Below are 22,347 nucleotides of genomic sequence, written 5' to 3'. Positions count from 1 at the left end.
CGCCATGAGGTACTTCCCCACGCTCCAGCCATGCGGCGCAAAGACACCACCGGAGCAGGAGACGTGAAGACGCGCGGGCCTCGCGCGGCCAGGAAGGCACCTTCCCCCGAGCCGCGCGAGCGCATCCTCCAGGAGGCCACCCGCCTCATTGCCCAACGCGGCTTCGGCGCCATCTCCGTCAACGACGTGGCCCTGGCCGTGGGCATCAGCAAGCAGGCCCTCCTCTACCACTACCCCTCCCGCGAGGCCCTCCACGAGGCCGTCGTCGCCTCGCTCATCGAGCACTCCAACCGCCACCTCCTGCTGTTGCTCGGCGCCTTCTCCGGCAAGGGCGAGGAGCGGCTGGAGCGGGCCATGGCTCAGATCCGCCAGTTCTTCGACACGGATCCCCACGCCGCGCGCGTCATCCTGCGCGAGCTGTTGGATGGGGATCGCACGCAGGTCTCCCGGCTGAGCCAGGGCGTGGAGCCGTGGCTGCGCCTCATGGCGGACACGCTGCGCCAGGGCCAGCAGGAGGGCCACATCCGCCAGGAGCTGGATGTCGAGGCCGCGGTGGCGCACGTTGGCACGCTGCTGCTCACCACCTTCGCCCTGCTCCCCCTGGAGGGCTGGCCGGGGGTGAACGACGTGGAGTGGCGCGAGCGCCGGCTGGGTGAAGTGGTGCGCATCATCGAGCGCTACCTCTTCACCCAGGCCAGCCCCGGGCCCGAGAGCCCTCCGCGTCCCGCCTCCTCCCGCCGTCAGACGAAGTAGGCGCGGCGCAGCACTTCCTCGGGCAGCTGGTGCAGGTCGAAGCCGTTCACCTTGCCCATCTCGTGCTCGTTCAACCCGAGCGCCTTGTACTCCGGCGTGGTGCCGGACACGCCTCGCAGCACGCCGGCCGCCATGTTGCGCACCACCGCCAGGCCCGTGGGTCCCACCGCCATGCGGTTGAAGGCCACGTGGCCCACCTCGTCCACCAGGATTTCAATCAGCCGCTGCTCCATGGACTCACGCACCGCGGGCTGATCCCGGAAGATCTCCCCCACCCGCTGGAGCATCCACTGGAACATGAAGACGCCCGCGATCTCCGAGGCCAGCAGGATGGGATGGAAGAAGAGGCCCGGCGCGTGGGCCAGCGTGCCGATGAGCAGCCGCAGCTGCAGCGGCGGCCTCCACGCCCCCTCCACCTTGACGCCGAAGTGCTGCGTGGCGCCGATGAGGATGCGCGTGTGGTACGTCTCCTCGAAGCCCAGCAGCTTCTCTATCTGGAAGAAGAGCTTCGTCATGTCGTAGCGCTTCTGCCGCGCCTTCCCCACCACCTCCACCCCGTAGGCCTCGCCCGCGTTCGCCTTCACGAACGTCAGCAGCGCCACCTCCTGGATGGACAGGTCCTTCACCGCATCGAAGCTCCCATACGCCCGGTTGAAGGCGTTGCCGTCCACCTTCCCCTTGTACTCGCTGCTCCACCCCGCCGCCTCGCGCAGCCAGTCCTCCCGCAGCGAGAAGCCCCGCTCGAAGTTCATGTCGCCGTTGCGGCGCTCGAGGAACTGCCGGTACGCCTGCAGCAGATCCTCCCGCGCGGACTCGGGAATGGGGGAATAGAAGCTGGGGCGCAGGGACGTCGTGGACACCATTGCGTCGGCCATGGGGAACCTCGGTGGGTGGGCGACCAGGGGGGCAGGCACTTTCCAATCGGTCAGTTCCTATTTCCCATCTGGCAAGCCTCCCGTCCAGCCCCCCGGACGTCGGACTGTCTCATCCAACACTCGAAGTGTGTGGGGATTGCCCCTTCCCGGTGTTGGGTCCACAATGAGGCAAGCCCCCCCAGGTCCAATGGATTCCGCTCGAAAGCTGCCCCCGACCGAAGCCCCCGAAGCCCCCTCGGAGCCCCAACCGGGTGATTGCAAGGTGCTCGTCGTGGATGACTACGACGACGCCCGGGAGATGTACGCCGAGTACCTCGAGTTCCTCGGCTACCAGGTCCAGACCGCCCGGGATGGACAGGAAGCGCTCCAGCTCGCCCAGCAGAACCATCCGGACGTCATCCTGATGGATTTGTCGCTGCCCGTGGTCAGCGGCTGGGAGGCCACGCGCCAGCTCAAGCAGGACGCGCGCACCCGCCACATCCCCGTGATGGCGCTCACCGGCCATGTCCTCGCCATGCACTCGGAGAAGGCGAAGGAGGTGGGCTGTGACGAGTTCGTCTCCAAGCCCGCCCTCCCCGACACGGTGGCCGACAAGATTCGCGCCCTCCTGCAGAAGACGGGCAGCAAGCCCCGCTCGCGGTGAGCCCTCCGCCCCCGTCGCCCCAGAACCCGGCTCCCGGCGCCGGCTGGCAGCCGCCGCGCGAGTTCGACGAGTACCGCCTGCTGCGTCCCCTCGGACGGGGCCGCACCGGTCACGTCTACCTCGCCCATGACACGTTGCTCGAGCGCACCGTGGCGGTGAAGTTCATCCCCGCGCTCGATGACGAAACACTCTCGCGCTTCCTCGTCGAGGCCCGCGCCGCCGCCCGCCTCCAGCACCCCAACGTCGCCACCCTCTACCGCGCCGGCCAGTTCGAGGATCTGCCCTACCTCGTCTCCGAGTACATCCGCGGCACCAGCCTGGACCGGCTCCCCAGGCCCCAGCCCTGGCAGCGCGTGCTGGACATCGGCATCGGCCTGGCGCGAGGGCTCGCCGCCGCCCACCGCCGCAACGTCCTCCACCGCGACATCAAGCCCGCCAACGCCATCCTCGATGAGTCCGGCGAGGTGAAGCTGCTCGACTTCGGCCTGGCCAAGCTGCTCGACGCGCCTCCCGAGGCCCCGGGCGAGGCCCCGGATTCCGCGTCCGGGTCCGCGCCCGAGGTGCCGGAGTCCTCCGGCAATCTCGAGCTGCCCACCCTCCCCCATGGCACCGTGGTGGGGACGCCCTACTTCATGTCCCCCGAGTCCTGGCGGGGAGAGCCGGCCTCGGTCCGCTCGGATCTCTTCTCGCTGGGGGCCCTGCTCCACGAGCTCGCCGCCGGCCAGGGCCCCTTCCGCCATATCCCCCTCAAGGAGCTGCCCCGCGCGATCCAGGAGCAGGAGGCGCGTCCGCTGCTCTCGGCCGCTCCGGGGGTGGACCCACGCTTCGCCGCGGCGGTGGACCGCTGCCTGCGCCGCGAGCCCACCGAGCGCTTCTCCTCCGCCGATGCGCTGCTGGAAGCCCTGGAGGAGCTGCGCGCCCGGGACACCGCTCCGCCCATCCCCGAGGGCAATCCCTACCGCGGCCTGAATTCCTTCCAGGAGGAGCACCGCGCCCTCTTCTTCGGCCGCCGGCAGGAGGTGCGCGCCGTGCTGGAGCGGCTGCGCGCCAATGCCTTCGTGCTCGTCACCGGCGACTCGGGCGTGGGCAAGTCCTCGCTGTGTCTGGCGGGCGTGCTGCCCCACGTGCGCGAGGGCGCGCTGGAGGACGGCCTGTCCTGGGGCGTGGCACGCATGGTGCCCGGCCGCCGGCCCGTGGCCACCCTCGCCGCCGCGCTCGCGCCCCATGTCGGGCAGGAGGAGGCCCGCCTCGAGCAGCTCGCCCGCGCCGAGCCCACCACCCTCGTGCGCGCCCTGCGCTCCGCCCTGGGAGAGGGCGTCCGCCGCGGCGTGGTGCTGCACGTGGACCAGTTGGAGGAGCTCGTCACCCTGAGCGAGCCCACCGAGGCCGCGCTCATGGCGGAGCTGCTGGGACAGCTCGCCTCGGGAGTGACGGGTGTGCGGCTGCTGGCCACCTCGCGCAGCGACTTCCTCACCCGCCTGGGCGCGCTGCCCGGCCTGGGCGAGGCCCTGTCGCGTGCCCTCTACCTGCTGCGCCCCCTGGGCCGCGCCGAGGTGCGCGAGGTGGTGACGGGCCCCGCCCGGGCCAAGGGCGCGCACTTCGAGTCCGAGGCCCTCATCGACACGCTGGTGGAGTCCACCCTGCGCGCCGAGGGCAGCCTGCCCCTGCTCCAGTTCACCCTCGCCGAGCTGTGGGAGGCGCGAGATCAGCAGCGCGGCATCATCCCCGCCGCCGCGCTGGAGGCCCTTGGCGGCGTCAATGGCGCGCTCGCCCGGTACGCGGATGGCGTCATCGCCCAACTGCTGCCGGATCAGCAGGGGGCGGCGCGGCAGTTGCTCATGCGGCTCGTCACGGTGGACGGCACCCGCGCCCGCCGCACCGAGGCCGAGCTGCTGGGACAGGACCCGGCTTCGCGCGCCGCGCTGGAGGCGCTCATCCGCGCGCGCCTCGTGATGGTGCGCCGCAGCGAGGAGGGCACCACCTTCGACATCGCCCACGAGGCGCTGCTCACCGGCTGGCCCACGCTCGCCCAGTGGCTGGCCGAGGCGAACGAGGCCCGTCAGCTCCACGCCCGGCTGGAGCACGCCTCCGCCGAGTGGGAGCGGATGGGACGCCCGCGCGAGGCGCTGTGGGGTGCCCGGCGCCTCGCCGAGGTTGGTGGCCTCGCTCCGGAGAGCCTCACCCCGCGCGAAGCCTCCTTCCTCGAGGCCTCGCGCGGAGGCGTGCGCCGGGGGAGGATGCTCACGCGCGTGCTGGCCGCGGGCTTCGTCGCCTCGCTCGCACTGGTGTACGCCGGCCTGCGCATCCACGCCTGGTACAAGCTGGAGGGCCGGGTACGCACGCAGCTGAGCGAGGCCCGCTCCCGCCTGGAGCATGCCCGGGAGCGGGACCGTGCCCTGGAAGCGGCCCGGACGGAGGCCTTCACCCTCTTCGACGCGGGGAAGATGGACGAGGCCCGTCCCCGGTGGGCCGAGGCCCTGAGGATGCAGACCGGGACGCAGCAGGCCTACGCACAGGCCAGCGAGGAGATGGAGAAGGCGCTGGTGCTCGACCCGGGCCGCGAGGAGGTGCGCGGAGCCTTCGCCGACGTGCTCTCGGAGCGCGCCCGGCTCGCGGAGCGCACCTTCCGCACCAGTGAGCGCGACGAGTTGCTGCAGCGGCTGCGGCTCTATGACACCCCGGGCGAGCGCCTGGCCCGCTTCGAGGCGCCGCTGCGCGTGAAGGTGCGGACAAAGCCCGCTGGCGCCACGGTGACGCTGGCGCGCTACGAGTCCGCGAGCGATGGGCGGCGGGTGCTCACCGCAGCGCGCCAGGCGGGCACCACTCCCGTGGAGGGGCTGTCGCTGGAGCGGGGCACCTGGGTGGTGGAGCTGGGCGCGCCCGGGTATGCGCCGGTGCGCCACGTGCTGCGGGCCGAGCCCGGTCCCGAGCGCACGCTGGAGGTGGCCCTGCCCGAGGCGGCCAGCGTCCCCGAGGGCTTCGTCTACGTACCGCGCGGCACCTTCCTCTTCGGCACCGCCGCGGACGAGAACATCCGCCAGTTCTTCGACACGACACCGCTGCACGAGGTGGAGACGGGGCCGTACCTCATCTCGCGCACCGAGGTGACGTATGGCGAGTACGTGCGCTGGCTGGAGGCACTGCCGCCCGAGGAGCGGACCCGCCGCACGCCGCATGGCGCCAAGGTGGCCTCGTTGAACGCCGAGGTGGAGTTGAAGCGGCTGGCGGATGGGCGCTGGCACCTGAGCATCCATCCCAATGGGGTGACGTACGCGGCGCCCGAGGGGGAGCCCCTGCGCTACACCACCCGGCCGAACAGGGTGGAGCAGGACTGGCGGCGGCTGCCGGTGGGTGCCATCGACTACGCGGACGCCAAGGCCTACGCGGCGTGGCTGGCCCAGACGGGCCGTGTCCCCGGCGCGCGGCTGTGCAACGAGCTGGAGTGGGAGCGTGCCGCCCGGGGCGCGGACGAGCGCGAGTACCCCCACGGGGACGTGCTGCTGCCCCACCAAGCCAACTACGACGAGACATACGGCAAGGTGGGGGCGAGCTTCGGTCCGGACGAGGTGGGCAGCCACCCGGAGTCTCGCAGCCCCTTCGGCCTGGACGACATGGTGGGCAACGTCTTCGAGTGGACCGACTCCATCTTCCAGCCCGGCCGCTCGGCGGCCCGCGGGGGCAGCTACTACTTCGGCGCCAGCACCGGGCGCGCCCCCAACCGCGAGACACCCGAGCCCGGCTTCCGCGACCTCAGCGTCGGCCTGCGGCTGTGCGCGGACGCATCCTGATCCATCAGGAAGAGTGAGCCCTCCGGGCGCGGTCTCGCCAAACTTGTCCAACAGTTGGACAAGTTCGTGAAGAGCGCGCCCGGGAGGCGGGCTGAACTCGAGGGCATGACTTGCGCTCGCTGTAAGACTTTCGTCTGCGACTCCAGGGTCTGAAGAGCTGGCTTGCGGCCGCTCCCTCGCATGCCGACCCTGCCGGAACCACCCCAGGAGTCAACGATGCCCCAGCCCAAGAAGATCCCTCATGACGTGCCCGATGAGGTGAAGCTCGTCCTGGCCCACCTGCGGCCCGTCCCCGAGGCGTTGGCGCAGGAGCGCGAGCGGTTGCTGACGGAGCTCACCACCCGGCAGGAGTCCTCCACCGAGGCGCTCCAGCAACTCCAGCACCAGGTGGCGGCGGTGCTCGTGTCCCTGCGGCCCGGCACCCCGTTCCAGGCCCGGCTCGCCAGCGAGCTCTCCTCCGCGCTCGACAGCTACCTGAAACACCCCGGCGCCGTCATTCCACCTCCCGGCATCATCGGCGACTGCATGAACCACGTGCGCTCGTACCTGGAGGCCATTGGCATGAGCCCCCTCCTGGCGGTGGTGGATGAAATCCCCGACCCGCTACCCGCCCACTCCGGGGAAGAGGACCGGCAGGAGCACGAGCTCCAGATGCAGCACAAGTTCGGCAGCATCCGGGGCTGAAGCCCTACATGCCCCGCGGGACATTGCCATACGCAATTCCAGACAGCTCCCGCTGACGCCGCGCTGACAGGAAACTCCGCGAGACCGCGAGCGACAATCCCCACATCCAATCCCTTTCACGGAAAGGAATTCCGCCATGTTCATCAATCAAAAGAACTTCCAGCTCGCGATGTCCCACGCCTCCGCCAGCTTCTCGTCGCGAGGCGGCGGCTTCGCCAGCTTCTCCTTCAGCCCGGCCGTCTTCTCCTCCTCGGCCCTGGGCGGGCTGAATGGCGCCTACCAGAAGTGCCCCTCCAACCGCCCGCTCAACACGCTGGGCGGCCTCTTCAACTCCATCTCCATGCTGCAGTCCTTCAGCGCCAGCTTCCCCAACTGCGGCTGCCCCTCGCGGCCGCCGCCCTGCCCCTCGAGACCGCCGCCCTGCCCCACGGAGCCGCAGCAGCACGGAAAGGGGAAGATGTGGGACGTGTTCTTCGATGCCAAATCGGGAACGAAGACGCAGCAGTGGTCCCCCATCGTGCTGGACCTCAACGGCAACGGGAAGGCGGACATCACCGGCGGCAACATCAAGGGCAATGGCAAGCTGGAGGGCAACACGGTCAAGGGGTTCGACCTGAACCCCTCGGACCGCCAGTGGTCGACCAAGAGCTTGAATCGGCGCCCGGGCAACAACGCGCCCGCGCTGGGGGCGGGGGTGACCGCCAAGGTCTTCGACAAGGACGGCAAGCTGGTGAAGTCGCTGAACGCCGAGCAGCTCAAGAAGCTGCAGTCCAACAAGAAGGTCTGGAACAAGGGTGGCGGCGACATGGGCCTGGGGCTCGGCAGCAACATGCGGGCCGAGTTCCGTGACAGCAACGGCAAGCTGGTGGGCGAGCTCAAGCGCGACGGCACCAACAAGAACAAGCCCCTGTATTTCTGGGGCAACCAGAACCAGAACGAGTGGACCAAGCCCTGGGACTCGAAGACCGGTGGCGACGGCATGCTGGTGTGGGACGCGGACGGGGATGGGAAGATCACCAGCGGCAAGGAGCTGTTCGGCCACGTCGACTTGAACGGGAAGAACACGTTCAAGAACGGCTACGAGAAGCTCGCCCACTACTTCGACAAGAACGGGGATGGGCAGGTGAAGGGCTCGGAGCTGGCGGGTTTGAAGATCTGGGAGGACCGCAACGGCGACGGCATCACCCAGAAGGGCGAGCTCGTGGGCCTGGAGAAGCACGGCATCCGCAAGCTGAACACCCGCTACAACGAGGCGGACATGAGCTCGTCGTACAGCACGCGCAAGCCCGCCTCCACGCACGGCGCGCAGCAGGCGGGGCAGAGCCCGGTGCACCACGAGGCCATGCAGCAGGCCTGGCAGATCTTCCAGCTGGTCGAGGTCCTGCGGCGGATGCAGGCCGCGGGCTGTGGCTCGTACTGACCTTCCCCGACGTTCCCCCTCCAACCTCCAACGAGGAGCCCGCGATGTTCAAACCCGAGGAGATTCCCGCGGATCTGCCCGATGAAGTGAAGGCCTTCCTGGGCCACCTGAAGCCAGAGCCGGAGGCGTTGTGCCAGAAGCGGAAGCATCTGCTGGCGGAGCTCGGCAAGCAGCTGCCCTCCGCCAGGGGAAGCCTCCAGCGGCTGCTGAACAAGCTGCGGGCGGCGCTGCTGGCGATGGAGTCCCAGGCGCCCTTCCAGGCCACGCTCGCCGAGGACTTCAACCAGGTGCTCGCGCACTACGCGAAGGACCCCGCCGCGCCCAACCCGCCACCGGCCATCGTCCTCGAGTGCATGAACTACATGAGGGAGCGCGTGGAGGCGATGGGCATGGGGTCCCTGCTGGAAGCCGTGCAGGCCGCGTCCACGAGCGCTCCCCCGCGCTGAGCCCTCACGCCACCTTGCGCGGGGCGGACTCGTCCACCCCCACCAACGGCAGCCGCACCCGGAAGCAGGCGCCTCGCTCCACGGACGTGTCCAGCTCCAGCGTCCCGCCGTGGTTCTCCGTGATGAGCTGGCGGCAGATGGCCAGTCCCAGCCCCGAGCCCTTCCCCACGTCCTTCGTGGTGAAGAAGGGCTCGAAGATGCGGGCCCTCAGCTCCTGGGGAATGCCCGGGCCGTCATCCGCCACCACCAGCTCGGCCATGCCACCGCGCACGGCCGTGCTCACCCGCACCTCACCCTTGCCGCCCAGCGCATCCAGGGCGTTGCGCAGCAGGTTCAGCGTCACCTGCCCCAGTTGTCCCCGGTGGAAGGAGAACACCGGCAGCTCGCCACACCGCACCTCCACCCGCGTCCCCTCGGGCAGCGAGCGCCGCACCATCTCCACCGTCTCGCGCACCACCGCGTTGAGGTCTCCCGGCTCGAGCTGCGGGCTCTCGCCGCGCAGGAACGCCCTCAGGTCCGCCTGGATTCCGCGGATGCGCTCCGTGGCGTGCTGCATCGCCTCCAGCGCGTCCGGCGTGTCCTGGAGCAGGAACTCCACGTCCTGCTCCCGCCACAGCCGCGCCACCTCCTCCACGTCCTCGGGGTGCTCCTCCAGCCGCGCCTGGCAACGCCGCAGCACCACGGACAGCTGATCGAAGTACTCGCGCACCACCGGCAGGTTGGTGTGGATGGCCGTGAGCGGGTTGTTGATTTCGTGCGAGAGCCGCGCCAGCAGTTGCCCCATGGCGGAGAGCTTCTCGGCCTGCATCACCTTCTGGCGGGCCTGGTCCAGCTCGGCGGTGCGGGCCGCCACCAGACGTTCCAGCTCGAGGTTCCTGCGCCGCAGGGCGATGACGCGCCAGCGCACCACGCCCGCCACGGCCAGGCCCAGCAGCAGCACGCCCAGGCCTCGCGCCCACCAGGACGCCCACCACGCGGGGTGCACCACCAGGTCGAAGCCCGTCACCGGTCCCCAGGGCCCCCAGTCGTTGCGGGCGCGGACCTCGAAGCGGTAGCTGCCTGCGGGGAGCGTGCTGTAGCGCACCGAGCGGCCCGGCACGCCGTGCCAGTCATCCATCCCCACCAGGCGCACGTCATGGTCCACGTGCCCCTCGTCCAGGGAGCCCAGGTCGGCGAACCGGACCGACAGCGTCGTGTCTCCGTGCTCCGCCGCGAGCCCCTGGACCTCGGAGCCGGACACCTCGTGCGGCCCGAGCCGCGTGTTCAGCAGCACCACCCGCGGTGGCGTGGCCGGGCCGGTGTAGCGCGCGCCCTGGAAGCGGCCCAGCCCGCTCGAGGTACCCACCCACACCGTGCCGTCCTCCTCCGCCAGGAAGGAGTTGCCGCTGCAGTCATCTCCCGGCAGCCCTCCGGTGGCCCCGAAGTGCTCCAGCACCCCGTCCTCGCCCACCAGGTGCACGCCCGCTCCCGTCCCCACCCACAGCCGGCCCGCGGCATCCTCGCCCACCATGTACGTGACGCCGTTGAGCAGCCCCGTGCTCCGGTCCAGGCGGAATACCTCGGTGAGGCGCCCCTGCTCGTAGGTGAAGCAGCTCAGCCCCAGCGGCTCCACGTAGGACACGCATACGCGGCCGTCGCGCCGCGCCACCAGGTAGCGCACGCGCTCGTCCCGCAGCCCCTCGGCGGAACCCAGGCGGCGGAACACGCCCCCCTCGCGCACGTAGAGCCCATCCCCCGCCACCCACAGCCTCCCGGCCCCGTCCCGCGCCACGCCACCGAAGAACGTCCGCCGGCTGTGCGGCAACACCAGCTCGAAGGCCCAGTCCCCGTCCCGGTACACGCCTCGGAACAGGCCCGCGCTGGTGGCCGCCCACAGCGTTCCATCCGGCTCCCACTGCAGATCGAACGTGTAGCGCCCTGGCAGGCCCTCCGGCACGCCATACGTCCGCACCTTCCCACTCCAGGGCTCGTAGCGGTGAAGCCCCTCCGGGTTGCCCGCGGCCCACAGCGCGCCATCCGGGCCCTCCTCGAGCGTCTTGAGCGACCACCCGCGCAGCGCGGGAACGTGGACCCAGCCCTCGGACGAGGCCCGCGCCAGCCCATCATCCGTGCCCACCCACAGCGTCCCCCGGCTATCGCGGGTGATGCCCCAGATCATGCTCGAGTGCATCCCGGTGGAGGTGTCATGCACGGTCCACAGCCCCCGGCCCAGGGAGCGGTGCACACCCAGGCTCACGACCCAGAGCGTGCCCTCCCGGTCGTGCAGCACGTCCCGCATCCGCGTCGCGCGCTCCGAGAGGCCCAGCCGGTGCAACTCCACCCGCTCGCCCTCCACCGCGAGCAGGCCCCGGTAGTTGGGTACCAGCAGTTGTCCGCGCTGGCCCACGCGCAGGCGGCGCCCCGCGCCCATCATCCCGTGGATGAGGTGCGAGCGGTCCTCGAAGGACATGCCCTCGCGCGGCTGTACCGCCAGCCAGCCCTCGCTGCCCGCCCACAGCCGGCCCAGTCCGTCCCGCACCAGGTCGGTGACGGAATTGCGGAGCCCCGGCGCCTCATGGATGAGCCAGCGCCCCGCGGCATCCCGGCTCAATATGCGCGAGCCCGAGCCCACCTGCAGCGCCCCCGTGGCATCCGCCCACAGCGACATGGCGGGGCCGCCCGGCCATCCCGGCATCGGCACGAAACGCCCCGGCTCCACCTCCACGTACAGGCCCTGCTCGGTGCCCGCCACCAGCCGGCCTCCGGCGTCCACGCGGATGCTCCACACCTGCGTGGGGATGCCGGTCATCGGCACGGCGGCGAAGCGGCTCCCGTCCCAGCGCACCACGCCCTTCTGTGTGGCCAGCAGCAGCCGGCCCTGGGAGTCGAGCGTCTCGTCCCTCACGCTGGACGAGGGCAGCCCCGCGTCCAACCCGAAACGCTCGAAGCGCTCGCCATCGAAGCGGTACACCGCATCCGCGGCGCACACCCAGACGAACCCCGCCGCGTCCTGCAGCACGCAGGACATGTCGTGGTTCTCGATGCCGGAATCCGTGCCGTAGCTGCGGAAGCCGATGCGCCCCGGAGGCTCTCCGCTCCGAGCCTCCCTCCCCCACAGCAGGACCGTGAGGCCCAGCGTCAGGAGCGTGGCGATCCGGTACGACGGCATGGGCTCCCGTTACCTCTCAGGAAAAGCGGGGCCCGTGTCCCCGGACCCGGAGGTTCAGCCTAGCACAGCCCTGGGTCCACTCTACGGGCTCAGCCTGGGAGCCTCGGAACCCTCACTCCGTCCCTCTCCCGGAGGGCGAGGGGTGGACTCACGGTGTGGGGCGGTGGGTTCCTGATGTGGACCCGGACGGGCGGACCCACGGTTGCGCCTCCGCCAGCGGCCGTGGAGCTTCTTCGCGGGCAGGGCAATCAACAGCGACACCGTCAACACGGACAGTGCCAGACCCAGCGCGGGCAGCGCCTCCTGCGAGCGGCCCAGCCGGGACGCCAGGCCCGCGACATTGGACCAGCCGTACGCCAGGGGCAGGTGCACCACGTAGACCCAGAGCGACGCGCGTCCCACGGGCGCCATCCACCGGTCCAGCCTCGAGGGCAGCAGCATCGCCACCCCGGCCGCCACCGACAGCAGCCCCACCCGCCACGCCACCAGCGTCGGGTCGCTCACCCGAGGGTCTCCGCCCCACAGCGACATCAGCGCCAGGATGACCGTGCCCGTGCCCATCAGGCACAGCCAGTGCTGTACCCGCTTCACCTCCGCGAGCCACAGCCCCGCGAGGCCTCCCATGAAGAAGTACGAGGACCAGGGGAAGATGGGGAAGTTGGACGTCCTGCTCGCCAGCGCCTGCTCCAGCGCCAGGGGCCATCCACCCGCCAGCACCGTCGCGCGCACCCACGGGCTCGCCAGCGGTACGAGCACCGCCAGTGCCGCCAGCGCCCCCATCCGCGCCGTCCGTCCCTTGAGCGCCGCCATCACCCCCGCGCCCATCAGCAGCGACGCCGCCACCCCGTGCAGCGCGTCGAAGGCCAGGAAGTGCCGCCACACCGTCTCGTCGCCGGCGAAGAGCAGGGGCAGCCCCCAGCCGGGCCAACGTAGGAGGTAACCCCAGCCAAGCAACAATCCCACGCGCGGCAGGTACCGGCGCAGCACGCCCCAGCCGTGCGCGTCCGTGCGCTGCACCGTCGTCGCGAAGGCCCAGCCGGCCACGAAGAGGAACAGCGGCGCCGTCACGGCCCGGAGGGACCAGTACGTCACCATGCCCACGCCATCGCGCGCCGCGTCCGACAGCACGGCGTCCAGCGTGTGGCCCATCACCATCGCGATGGTGGCCACTGCCCGCGCACGGTCCAGGCCCGTGTTGCGCGAGCCCGGCACCTGCGGGAGAGGCTCGGCGCTGGAGGCCTGGTCACTCATGTCTTCAGCACTTCGCGAGGCACGACGCCTGGGCTCAGACGCGCATCGGCATCACCACCGCCGTGAAGCTCCGGTCCCCCGGCGCGTGCAGCACGCCCGGGCTGTGCTCGTCACCCAGCTCGAAGGCCACCTCGTCCGTGTCCGTCACCGTCAGCACGTCGATGAGGTAGCGCGCGTTGAAGCCGATGGTGATGGCGTTGCCCCGGTAGGCGATCTCCAGCGCGTCCTTCGCCTCGCCCAGGTCCGGGTTGTTGGCGGTGATGAGCAGCTGGTTCTCCGCCAGGCCGATGCGCACCGCGTAGCTCTTGTCCGCGCTCAGCAGGGCAATGCGCTTGAGGCCCTCGAGCAGCCGCGTCTTGGGCACCAGCACCGACTTCTCGCCCTCCTTGGGGATGACGCGCTGGTACTCGGGGAACTGCCCGTCGATGAGCCGCATCACCATCGTCAGGCCCGTCTTCTTGAAGAGCGCCGAGTTCTCCGCGAACCCCAGCTGGCACTCCGCGTCCGGCGCCTCGTCCAGCAGCCGCTTGAGCTCCAACAGACCCTTGCGCGGGATGATGACGCCGCCCTTGAGCTTGAAATCGCCCTGCAGCTCGCGCTCGATGAGGGACAGGCGGTGGCCGTCCGTGGCCACCATCCGCACCTTGCCGCCCTGCTGCGGCTCGAAGTACACGCCGTTGAGGATGTAGCGCGTCTCGTCCGTGGAGATGGCGAACTGCGTCTTCTTGATCATCTCCAGCAGCGTGTTGCCCGTCACCTGCACCAGCGGCGCGCTCTCCTCGCGCGGCAGCTTCGGGTACTCCTCGGGCGCCGTGCCGACGATCTTGAAGTGCGCCGAGCCGGAGGAGATCTCCACGTAGTTGTTCGCCAGCTTCTTGAGCGTGACGTGGGCGTCCGGCAGGTTCTGGACGATGTCGAAGACGTACTTGGCGCTGAGCGTCACCGCGCCGGGCTTCACCACCTCGGCCGGGTGCTCGGACACGATGCCGATCTCCAGGTCGAACGCGGTGACCGTCACCCCCGCCTTGTGCGCCGTGACGAGCACGTTGGCCAGGATGGGCATCGTCGTCTTGCGCTCCACGATGCCCTGGGCGCGGTAGAGGGCCTTCTTCAGCTCGTCGGCGGCGATGCGGAATTCCATCTCGGGGGTCCTTGAAGAACCAGGGGTACGGGAAAGAGTCGCGGCCCCTCGGCCGCGTCGGGCGGATGTAGCCCGGGGGCATTAGGCCGTCAACGAACCTGACGTCTGCGGTCATGCTCCTTCGTCCAGCACTCGGCCGAACGGGCACTTGCGCCCACTCCCCGACCTCCAGCGTACAGGTAGGAGCCACACCTACCGACCCGTCAACCGGTTGGTGCTTCCTGGCAATGCCGCCCCCATCACTAGGGAGGGTCGAGCGAGTGAGGAGAACGCCATGCACGACAGGGTCTACAAGACCGACGACGAGTGGCGACAGGATCTCACCCCGGAGCAGTACCGGGTAATGCGGCAGGGGGAGACCGAGGCGCCCTTCAGCGGGGTCTTCGTGGACCACCATGCCCGTGGCATCTACTGTTGCGCGGGTTGTGGACAGACGCTCTTCGCCTCGAAGGCGAAGTTCGACCCGGGCACGGGCTGGCCCAGCTTCTGGGCGCCCATCCGCTCCGGCCACGTGTCCCACCACGAGGACCGCTCCAGTTTCCTGCGCATCCGGACGGAGGTGGCATGCGACCGCTGCGGCGCCCACCTGGGTCATGTCTTCGACGACGGGCCTCCGCCCACCGGGCTGCGCTACAGCATCAACTCGGCGGCGCTGGCCTTCGAGTCCGAGGAGCAGTTCATGGAAGAAGGGTTCTTGGAGGAGCAAGCGCTGGAGGAGGACGCCGGCGCGCCCGCGTGAATGACGCCGGTGGGCCGCGCGTCGGAAGTGGCATCTGTCCCGGGAGGCGGCGAGACTGCGCGGCCTCCCTTTCCGGAGCCCGTCCCATGACCTTCCGTCAGCCCCTGCTCACCGCCGCCCTCGCTCTTGGCCTGCTCGCCGGTTGCAGCAAAGGCAACACCCCCGAACCCCCCCGAGCCGCCGAGTCCGGCGGCACTGCTTCCGCGCCCATGGACAAGCCCACCACCGACAAGCCCGCTCCCGCTCCCGAGTCGCCCTCGGGTGGCACCGCCGCCGCGCCCTCCGCCGAGCGAGGGCCCGCCGTCTTCTTCATCCGCAACAGCGGGGTGCGCTGCATGACCACGCCCTGCCCCTACTTCATCGCCACCCGGCCGGACCGGCCCGGCGACGAGCCCATCCAGGTGCACGAGGTGGACACGGCGGCGCTCGGCGTCAGCGACGAGAAGCGCAACAGCATCATGGAGGCCGCCAACGGGAACCCCGGCCTCAAGGTGGAAGGCACGCTGGACACGGTGCCCAACGCGGGCCCCGCCGGCGCCGCCACGGTGCTGCGCATCCGCCGGGTCGTCGAGGGACAGTAGTCCCACCTCCCACCCGGGGGGCTTCGTCCCGCGCCGTCCCCCGGAAGTCACTTCCCCTGGCCGCACGCCCCACGTCCATTCTGTAAGGAGTATCCTGCCCTCACTCTTTCGAGACTGGGGGCGCTTCCGGGATGACGGGGCGAGCGGTGGTCACACCCCAAGGCGGGCGCGGGGCCGGGTGGAGCCTCGGGCCGCTCGTCCTGTTGTGCCTGCTGGGTGCCAGCCCCGGCCGTGCGGCCTCCCCCTTGCGCCTGGAGGCCTCGCCGCGCCAGCTGCTCTCCGGGCGTGACACCCGCGCTACCCTCACCGTCTCCGCGCCCGGGTTGCCGCCGGACGTGCGCCTCGCGTGCAGCGCGGGCCGGGTGCTCGCGGCCCGGCGCTCCGCCCCGGACACGCTCCAGGCATCCTTCGTCCCGCCCCGCACCGATACGCTCGCGCCCATCCTGTGCGCCGCGGTGTCGCCGTCCTCGGGAGCTCACGCCACCGTGGTGCTCGAGGTGCAGCGCCGCCAGGTGTTGCCCCTCTCCGGGCTGCCGCCCCTGGGCCGCGTGGAGGTGCGCATCGGGGACACCCTCCACGGGCCCGTGCGCGCCAACGCCACCGGCCAGGCCGAGGTGCCCGTCCTGCTCTCGCCTGGAGTGACGCAGGCCACCGTCTCGGCCGCCGCGCCCGGCCAGCCCGCGCGGCAATGGCCCATGCCCCTGCCCGTGTCGTCCAGGCCCTCGGTGCTCCTGCTCGCCGAGGAGTCCTCGCTCGAGGCCAATGGCGAGCGAGGCCTGCGCGTATGGGCCTTCGGTATCGACAGCCGCGGCGAGCCGCTGGAGGCCGCGCCTGGATTCTCGCGGACGGGAGGCACCTTCGAGGCGCAACGCATCGGCCCGGGCGTCCACCTGGGCACGCTCGTGCCCCCGCCCCGGGCCACTCCGGGCGAGGCTGTGCTCACGGCCCAGGCTGGCAACGGCGAGCCCTCCAGCGTCCGGGTGGAGCTGCGAGCCGGAGTGAAGCCCACCCTCGCCCTCGAGGTCGAAACGCTGGAAGGAGGGGCCTCGGGAGCGTTCGTTCACGTGTCCGCCCGCGACGAGCGGGGACGTGCGCTGCCTGGAGAGCCCGTGCGCCTTCAGGCCACGCTCGGCGAGGTGGGGCCGGTCCAGGACCAGGGAGATGGCACCTACCTCGCGCGCTACCGCGCACCTCCCGGCGGAGGCGAGGAACGGTTCGTGGCGAGGCTCGACGGCGCGCCACCGGTCTCGTCGAGCGTGACGTTCCTTCCCATTCCCCGCCTCACGCTGGAACTGAGTGGAATGGAGCGGACCGGGCACGAACTGCCGGCGGATGGCCTCTCCCGGGTGGGGCTGAAGATCTCCGCCCGCGACACGAAGGGGTTGCCGGCGCCGGACGGCACGGTGCTCGTCCTGTCCACCACGCTCGGCCGGCTCCCCGCCTCCGTGACGACACACGAGGGCCGCGCGACCGTGGAACTAGAGTCGGTCCGTCAGACGGGCGAGGCGCGCGTCGAGGTGCGGTGGGAGGATCAAAGCGTCGGCACCACCGTGCGGCTCGTTCCCGGAGAGCCCGCCCGGATGCGCGTGCGCACCGAGAAGAACGAGGTGCTCTGCGACGGGAGGGACAGCACGCAGGTGCACCTGATGGTCGAGGACCTGTACGGCAATCCGCTGGACGGCGTGCCCATCACGCTGAGCGCCGCGGGCACCCAGGCCGAGCACGGGCGCTTCGAGCGCGTGGCCTCGCTGGGTGGAGGGGAGTTCGTCACCCGCTTCCATGCGCCCGCCCGGTGCGAAGGAGGCGTGGCCACGGTGCTGGCCGCCGCGCGCGAGGCTCGGGGGGATGCTCGCCTCAAACTCGCCTCGCGCATTCCCCGGGGATTCACGGTGAGGCTTGGGGCGCAGAGCAACCTGGGCCGGCTGGTGCAGCCCTCGCTGGAGCTGGAGGGAGACGTGCGCCCCTATGCGCTCGGAGAGCGGCTCGCCGCCAGCGCCTCGGTGCAGATGGCGTGGGGACGCTTTTCGCTGCGCGGCGAGAGCGCGGCACACGAGCCCTTCGATTTGAGCGCTCGAGCCATTACCACCACCGTGTCCGTGGGGGCGCGCTGGCTCGTCCCCGTCACGGGCGCGCTGTCCGGCTATGCGGGAGCCGGGCTCGACGCGCACCTCGTCCACATCGACTGGCGCATCAGTCTGGACCCGGGCGCACAGCGCCAGTTCTCCCCGGCCTTCGGCGGACATGTGCGGCTCGGGGTGGCGTACGCGCTCGGCCCCGGGGAGCTCCTGTTGCAGGGGCGCTACGGCCTCGCCCGGCTCCCCGAGGGCGGCACCTTCCAGGGCCCCATTGGCGGGCTCTCCACCTCGCTCGGCTATCGCTTCGCGCTCTGACGAATGGAGGCTCGGATGCGTTCCCGTACCGGCATGTACCCCCTCGCCCTGGCCCTGCTGGCCTGGGTGCTTTCCTGCAGCGCCTCGCCGGATACACCGAGCCTCCAGGCGGTGTCCCCGGAGCGCACCGCGTTCGGCACGCCCGAGCGCTTGCTGCTCAGTGGCGCCTTCGCGCCGGACGTCGCGGTGGACCTGGGCTCGGAGACCCCGCCCTCGCTGGAGAACCGCTTCGAGGTGCGCATCGGCACTGAGCGCGCATATGCCGTGCGCTTCCGCTCACGCGACGCGCTGGAGGCCACCGCCCCGGCCACCCTGCCGCCTGGCCGCCACGACGTCACCGTCACCGACGCCCAGGGCCGCTCCTCCACACTCTCCGGGGCCTTCGAGGTCATCGACCGGGGCGTGCACCGGCTCGTCTTCGTCACCTCGATGCGCGCGGCCCGCCCGGGGGAGTGGACGGAGCCCATCCGCATCGAGCTGAGAGATCCCTCGGGCCAGCCCGCTCCCACCGCCACGCCGCGTGTACTGCGCATCACCAGTGACTCGGAGACGGGCCACTTCACCCGGCTCGGGCAGGAGGACGAGGCGGGGCGTGAGTTGGAGGTGACGCTCGCCCCGGGGGAGTCCGGGGTGGACGTGCTCTACCGGGACACCACATCGGGCTATCACACGATGGAGTCCAGCTGCCATGACCTGCCTTCCATTGCCCAGACGGTGGCGGTGGGACGGCTCGGTCCGCCCACCGCGGTGCGCTTCACCCGCGTGCCCACCTCGCCGCTGGTGGCCGGAGAGCCCGTGGCCCTCACCGTGGATGTGCTGGACTCCAGTGGAGGCCCGGCCTCGCTGCCCGCCACCGGCATCCAGCTGACGCTGCGCACCAGCTCGTCCGCGGGAGGGCTGGCCGTCAGTGAGGGCGACCCCTACCACCCGGACCTCACGCTCGTGCTGCAGGGTGCCCAGGGCCGCCTGCCCCTGCTCTACAAGGACACGCGGAGCGGAGCGGAGGTGTGGCTGTCGGCCAGCGGCTTCAACCGGGACACGTACGGCGCGCTGACACCCCACTCGGTGAGCCTCGCCGTGCAACCCGGCACCACACAGCGCTTCGAGGTGCTGCGCACCGGCACCGGGCCCCTGCAGGCGGGAGTCCCCGAGCGCTTCATCCTCACGTCGCTCGACGCCTGGAACAACCGCACGCCGTACACCGGCGCCGTGCGGCTGGACACCTCGCCACCGGACCCGGGCTTCTCGCCCGGCGAAGTCGAGCTGGAGGTGGGCATGGCCTCATTCAACGCCGAGTTCTCCCGTGTGCAGCGGGTGTCCGTGGTGGCGGAGGATCCCCACACGCCGAACGTGCGAGGCGCCACGCCGGAGCTCACCATCCAGGCGGGGCTCCCCACGCTCCTGGCGGTGTCGCCGGTGGTGGGGCCGCAGTTGGCGGGGAAGGCCTTCCTCCTCACGCTCGAGGCGCTGGATCGCTTCGGCAACCGGGTGGAGACGCCGCTGTCCGTGACGCTCTCCGCCTCGGGGGTTCCCGAGGGGGCGCTGAGCCCCACCACGAGTGGCACCTTCACGGGCGCCATCACCTTTCCGGTGACACTCACGGCCGCGGTGGAGGAGACGCGCATCAGCCTGGTGGAGGGGACCGCCACGATACCGGGAGCGCTGCGAGCCACCACGGGAGGCTTCGCGGTGCTGCCCGGAGCCACGCAGCGTTTCGTGGTGGAGGACACCACCGGGGCCCAGACGGCGGGAGTGCCCTTCCGGGTGCGCATCCGCGCGGTGGATACCTACGGCAACACCACGCGGGACGTGCACGAGTTGGAGCTGGATGCCCAAGGCGTCCACGCGCACCAGTTCGCGCCCGCGCACTTCTCCGGCTTCCAGGGCCAGGCCGACGTGGACGTCACGGTGTTGCTGGCACTGTCCAGCACACGGCTGAGCGTCGTATCCGGCACGGCCAAGGGACAGCAGCCCGGCACGTTCGCCGTGAATCCGGGTCCTGTCGCGCGGTACCAGGCGCAGGTGCCGCCCTGCATCACGTCGTCGGACCGCTGGAAGCTCGGCCTGCAAGCCGTGGACAACTGGAACAACGCCGTGACGTCCTATTCGGGAGCGGCCCGGCTCGCGCTCTCTCCGTTCGGCACCATCAGCCCGAGCGCCACGCCCGCCTTCACAGGAGGCACCCTCACCCTTCCCAATGTCACGTGGAGCGACGTGGCGGGCCGCGAGCCACAATCCTGTCTGGAGCTCATCGTGACCGACAGCGCGGACGCGAGGAAGACGGTCAGACAGTGCCTCAACCTGCAGCTGAGCTGTCCCAAGCATCAATGAGCCCGAGCCCATGAGAATCCGCACCCGGCTGCTGCTGCTGCTCATCGTCACCGCGGCGGTGCCCACACTGGCGGTGGGCTTGCTGGCCTGGCGAGACGCGGAGCGGGCACTCTCGGAGGCGGTGGCCGAGCAGCACCGGCGTACCGCCCTGGCCGAGGCCGAGCATGCCGCCACCCATGTCCTGTCGCTGGCCACGGAGCTGGGAGGAGCGCTGGTGCACCAGGAGCCGCTCGAGCTGGGCCCGTCGGAGGCCCAGGAGTTCCTCATCCGGGTCTTCCTGCGGCGCGACCGTATTGCCCAGGTGGGGCTCTTCGATGCCCGGGGCCAGCTGACGGCCTCCGTCTTCGTGGATGATCCCGAGGCCTTCGCGCGGCAGGAGCCACAGTTCCGCCGCCACGACACGGTGGCAGCCGGAGAGGTGGAGGACTTCCAGCGGCGGGCGGCGGAGCTGTTGTCGCAGGTGCCCGAGGGCCGAGCGTACGCCATCTCGGCGCCCTACCTGACAGGGGTGCGACGCCGGCCCGCGGTGGTGGTGGCGGCGCGAGCACCGGGGACGCGAACGGGAGGACTCGCCGCCGAACTGGGCTTGGAAGAACTCTCCCAGCGGCTGGCCGCGCGAGGGGTAGGCGACGAGCGCGTCTTCCTCCTGGATGGAGCGGGCCGGCTGCTGCTGGACGGAGAGCCAGAGCGCAAGCGCCGTCAGGAGGATTTCACCGGGAAGCTGCCAGGGGCGTCGAACGCGAAGCGGACGGGGCTGGCGGAGTACGAGGAGGAGGGGCACGCATGGCTGGCGGCATTCAGTCCGGTGCCGGAACTGGGCTGGGTGGCGGTCGTGGCCCGTCCGCGCGAGGCCGCGCTCGCGCCGCTGCATGCCCTGGCGCGGAGCACATACGGAGTGCTGGGCCTGACGCTGCTGGGGGTGCTGGCACTGGCGCTGATGCTGGCACGAGCGCTGGCCCGTCCCATCGCCCGGCTGGCTGAGGGCGCGCGCGCGCTGGCGCGGGGAAACCTCGCCCACCGGATCGCACTCAAGCGCCGGGACGAGCTGGGAGACCTGGCGCGAGCCTTCAACGACATGGGGCAGGCGCTGGAGCAGGCGCATCGGGAGCTGCTGGGCTTCAACGAGCAACTCGCGGCGCAGGTGGAGGAGCGCACGCGGGAGCTCCAGCAGACCCAGGTGCAGCTCTCGCGCAGCCAGCGCCTGGCGGCCATGGGAGACCTGGCGGCGGGTATGGCGCACGAGATGAACAACCCACTGGCGGCGGTGTTGGGCAACGTGCAGCTGATGCTGATGGATCTGCCGAAGGAGGACCCCTCGCACCGGCTGCTGGGCACGGTGCACCAGCAGGCGCAACGCATCGCCAACATCGTCCGCGAGCTGCAGCTGCTCTCCGAGCGCCAGCAATTGGGGCGGCTGCCGTTGGACCTGCACCGGATGCTGCAGCGGGTGCTGGAGTCACGGTGCGCGGAGGTGAGCCAGGTGGGGGTGCACGTGGACTGCCGCTTCCACCCGGGAGAGGTGAAGGTGTTGGGCGACACCCAGGCATTGGGAGATGTCTTCGGCCGGCTGCTGGGCAACGCCCTCAATGCCATGAGGGACAGACCGGAGCGCAACCTCGTCTTGAGCACGCAGGTGGTGGACGCGGAGGTGGTGCGAGTGGAGATGAAGGACACGGGCCGGGGGATTGCGCGCGAGCACCTGGAGCGCATCTTCAACCCCTTCTTCACCACGAAGCAGCAGTGGACGGGGAAGGGCCTGTCGTTGGCCGTATGCCACCGTGTCATCGAGGACCACGGCGGCACCATCACCCTGGACAGTGTCGAGGGAGTGGGGACAACGGTGACCCTCATGCTGCCCGCGGCGCCCGCCTCGAGCGGCCTGGTCTGAAGACAACCAGAGAGCACCGGCCTGAGCAGCAGCCCGCAAAGGCGAAGGCCCCGAGTTCTCACGTGTTGTGAGGACTCGGGGCCTTCAAAAAAAATCCGGCAGCGACCTACTCTCCCGCGCGGTTTCCCGCGGAGTACCATCGGCTCTGGAGGGCTTAACTTCCGTGTTCGGGATGGGAACGGGTGGGACCCCTCCGACATTGCCACCGGAAACTGAGTGACTCGTGCATACAAAGGGTAGTTTTCAATTCTGCTTCAGAGAAGCTGGTG

15 protein-coding genes and 1 rRNA gene are annotated in these 22,347 nt (G+C 70.7%); 11 read left to right on the top strand and 5 right to left on the bottom strand.

The window, feature by feature from the left end; translation table 11 throughout:
* Positions 1–30: 30 nt before the first annotated feature.
* Positions 31–753, top strand: coding sequence for a TetR/AcrR family transcriptional regulator (locus BO221_RS38960; RefSeq protein ID WP_073565975.1), 723 nt, complete (start codon positions 31–33; stop codon positions 751–753).
* On the opposite strand, the gene BO221_RS38955 is transcribed toward BO221_RS38960, so the two are convergent.
* A complete protein-coding gene (locus BO221_RS38955; protein WP_073565974.1) occupies positions 741–1,628 on the bottom strand; it encodes a hypothetical protein in 888 nt (295 codons plus the stop codon). The genes BO221_RS38960 and BO221_RS38955 overlap by 13 nt on opposite strands.
* A 262-nt stretch (positions 1,629–1,890) precedes the next feature.
* Between BO221_RS38955 and BO221_RS38950 the strand changes: the two genes are divergently transcribed.
* From BO221_RS38950 to BO221_RS38930, 5 genes are all read left to right on the top strand, one after another.
* Positions 1,891–2,271, top strand: coding sequence for a response regulator (locus tag BO221_RS38950; RefSeq protein ID WP_369865936.1), 381 nt, complete (start codon positions 1,891–1,893; stop codon positions 2,269–2,271).
* Complete coding sequence (locus BO221_RS38945; protein WP_073565972.1) at positions 2,268–6,059, top strand: SUMF1/EgtB/PvdO family nonheme iron enzyme; 3,792 nt, start codon at positions 2,268–2,270, stop codon at positions 6,057–6,059. The genes BO221_RS38950 and BO221_RS38945 overlap by 4 nt, the downstream gene beginning before the upstream one ends.
* A 216-nt stretch (positions 6,060–6,275) precedes the next feature.
* Positions 6,276–6,743, top strand: coding sequence for a hypothetical protein (locus BO221_RS38940; RefSeq protein WP_073565971.1), 468 nt, complete (start codon positions 6,276–6,278; stop codon positions 6,741–6,743).
* Between the two features lie 136 nt (positions 6,744–6,879).
* The gene (locus tag BO221_RS38935) at positions 6,880–8,163 is read left to right on the top strand and encodes a hypothetical protein (RefSeq protein WP_073565970.1); all 1,284 of its coding nucleotides are present in this window, start codon (positions 6,880–6,882) and stop codon (positions 8,161–8,163) included.
* Between the two features lie 44 nt (positions 8,164–8,207).
* The gene (locus BO221_RS38930; protein WP_073565969.1) at positions 8,208–8,609 is read left to right on the top strand and encodes a hypothetical protein; all 402 of its coding nucleotides are present in this window, start codon (positions 8,208–8,210) and stop codon (positions 8,607–8,609) included.
* A gap of 4 nt (positions 8,610–8,613) precedes the next feature.
* On the opposite strand, the gene BO221_RS38925 is transcribed toward BO221_RS38930, so the two are convergent.
* The 3 genes from BO221_RS38925 to dnaN all read right to left on the bottom strand — a co-directional run bounded on the left by BO221_RS38925 (position 8,614) and on the right by dnaN (position 14,149).
* Positions 8,614–11,757: a sensor histidine kinase gene (locus BO221_RS38925; RefSeq protein ID WP_073565968.1), complete on the bottom strand. Its 3,144-nt coding sequence runs from the start codon at positions 11,755–11,757 to the stop codon at positions 8,614–8,616.
* Between the two features lie 81 nt (positions 11,758–11,838).
* Complete coding sequence (locus BO221_RS38920) at positions 11,839–13,008, bottom strand: acyltransferase (RefSeq protein WP_073565967.1); 1,170 nt, start codon at positions 13,006–13,008, stop codon at positions 11,839–11,841.
* Positions 13,009–13,042: 34 nt separating this feature from the next.
* Positions 13,043–14,149: a DNA polymerase III subunit beta gene (gene dnaN / locus BO221_RS38915; RefSeq protein WP_073565966.1), complete on the bottom strand. Its 1,107-nt coding sequence runs from the start codon at positions 14,147–14,149 to the stop codon at positions 13,043–13,045.
* Positions 14,150–14,423: 274 nt separating this feature from the next.
* Between dnaN and msrB the strand changes: the two genes are divergently transcribed.
* From msrB to BO221_RS38890, 5 genes are all read left to right on the top strand, one after another.
* Positions 14,424–14,888, top strand: a complete 465-nt coding sequence (msrB, locus tag BO221_RS38910) for a peptide-methionine (R)-S-oxide reductase MsrB (protein WP_083682103.1) — start codon at positions 14,424–14,426, stop codon at positions 14,886–14,888.
* Positions 14,889–14,974: 86 nt separating this feature from the next.
* Positions 14,975–15,469 (top strand): DUF6748 domain-containing protein, encoded by a 495-nt coding sequence (locus tag BO221_RS38905; RefSeq protein ID WP_073565964.1) that lies wholly within the window; start codon positions 14,975–14,977, stop codon positions 15,467–15,469.
* A 146-nt stretch (positions 15,470–15,615) separates the two neighbouring features.
* Positions 15,616–17,859 (top strand): porin family protein, encoded by a 2,244-nt coding sequence (locus tag BO221_RS38900; RefSeq protein WP_143195942.1) that lies wholly within the window; start codon positions 15,616–15,618, stop codon positions 17,857–17,859.
* A gap of 15 nt (positions 17,860–17,874) precedes the next feature.
* Positions 17,875–20,190, top strand: a complete 2,316-nt coding sequence (locus tag BO221_RS38895; protein ID WP_143195941.1) for a hypothetical protein — start codon at positions 17,875–17,877, stop codon at positions 20,188–20,190.
* 10 nt (positions 20,191–20,200) lie between these two features.
* Positions 20,201–22,078: an ATP-binding protein gene (locus tag BO221_RS38890; RefSeq protein ID WP_073565961.1), complete on the top strand. Its 1,878-nt coding sequence runs from the start codon at positions 20,201–20,203 to the stop codon at positions 22,076–22,078.
* 93 nt (positions 22,079–22,171) lie between these two features.
* On the opposite strand, the gene rrf is transcribed toward BO221_RS38890, so the two are convergent.
* A 5S ribosomal RNA gene (rrf, locus tag BO221_RS38885) occupies positions 22,172–22,288 on the bottom strand.
* Between the last annotated feature and the right edge of the window lie 59 nt (positions 22,289–22,347).

Origin of the sequence: Archangium sp. Cb G35 (genome assembly GCF_001896145.1) — a bacterium.
Taxonomy (GTDB): Bacteria; Myxococcota; Myxococcia; order Myxococcales; family Myxococcaceae; genus Archangium; species Archangium violaceum.
Note: the sequence above shows the minus strand (reverse complement) of the source record. Positions and strands in the feature narration are given on the sequence as shown.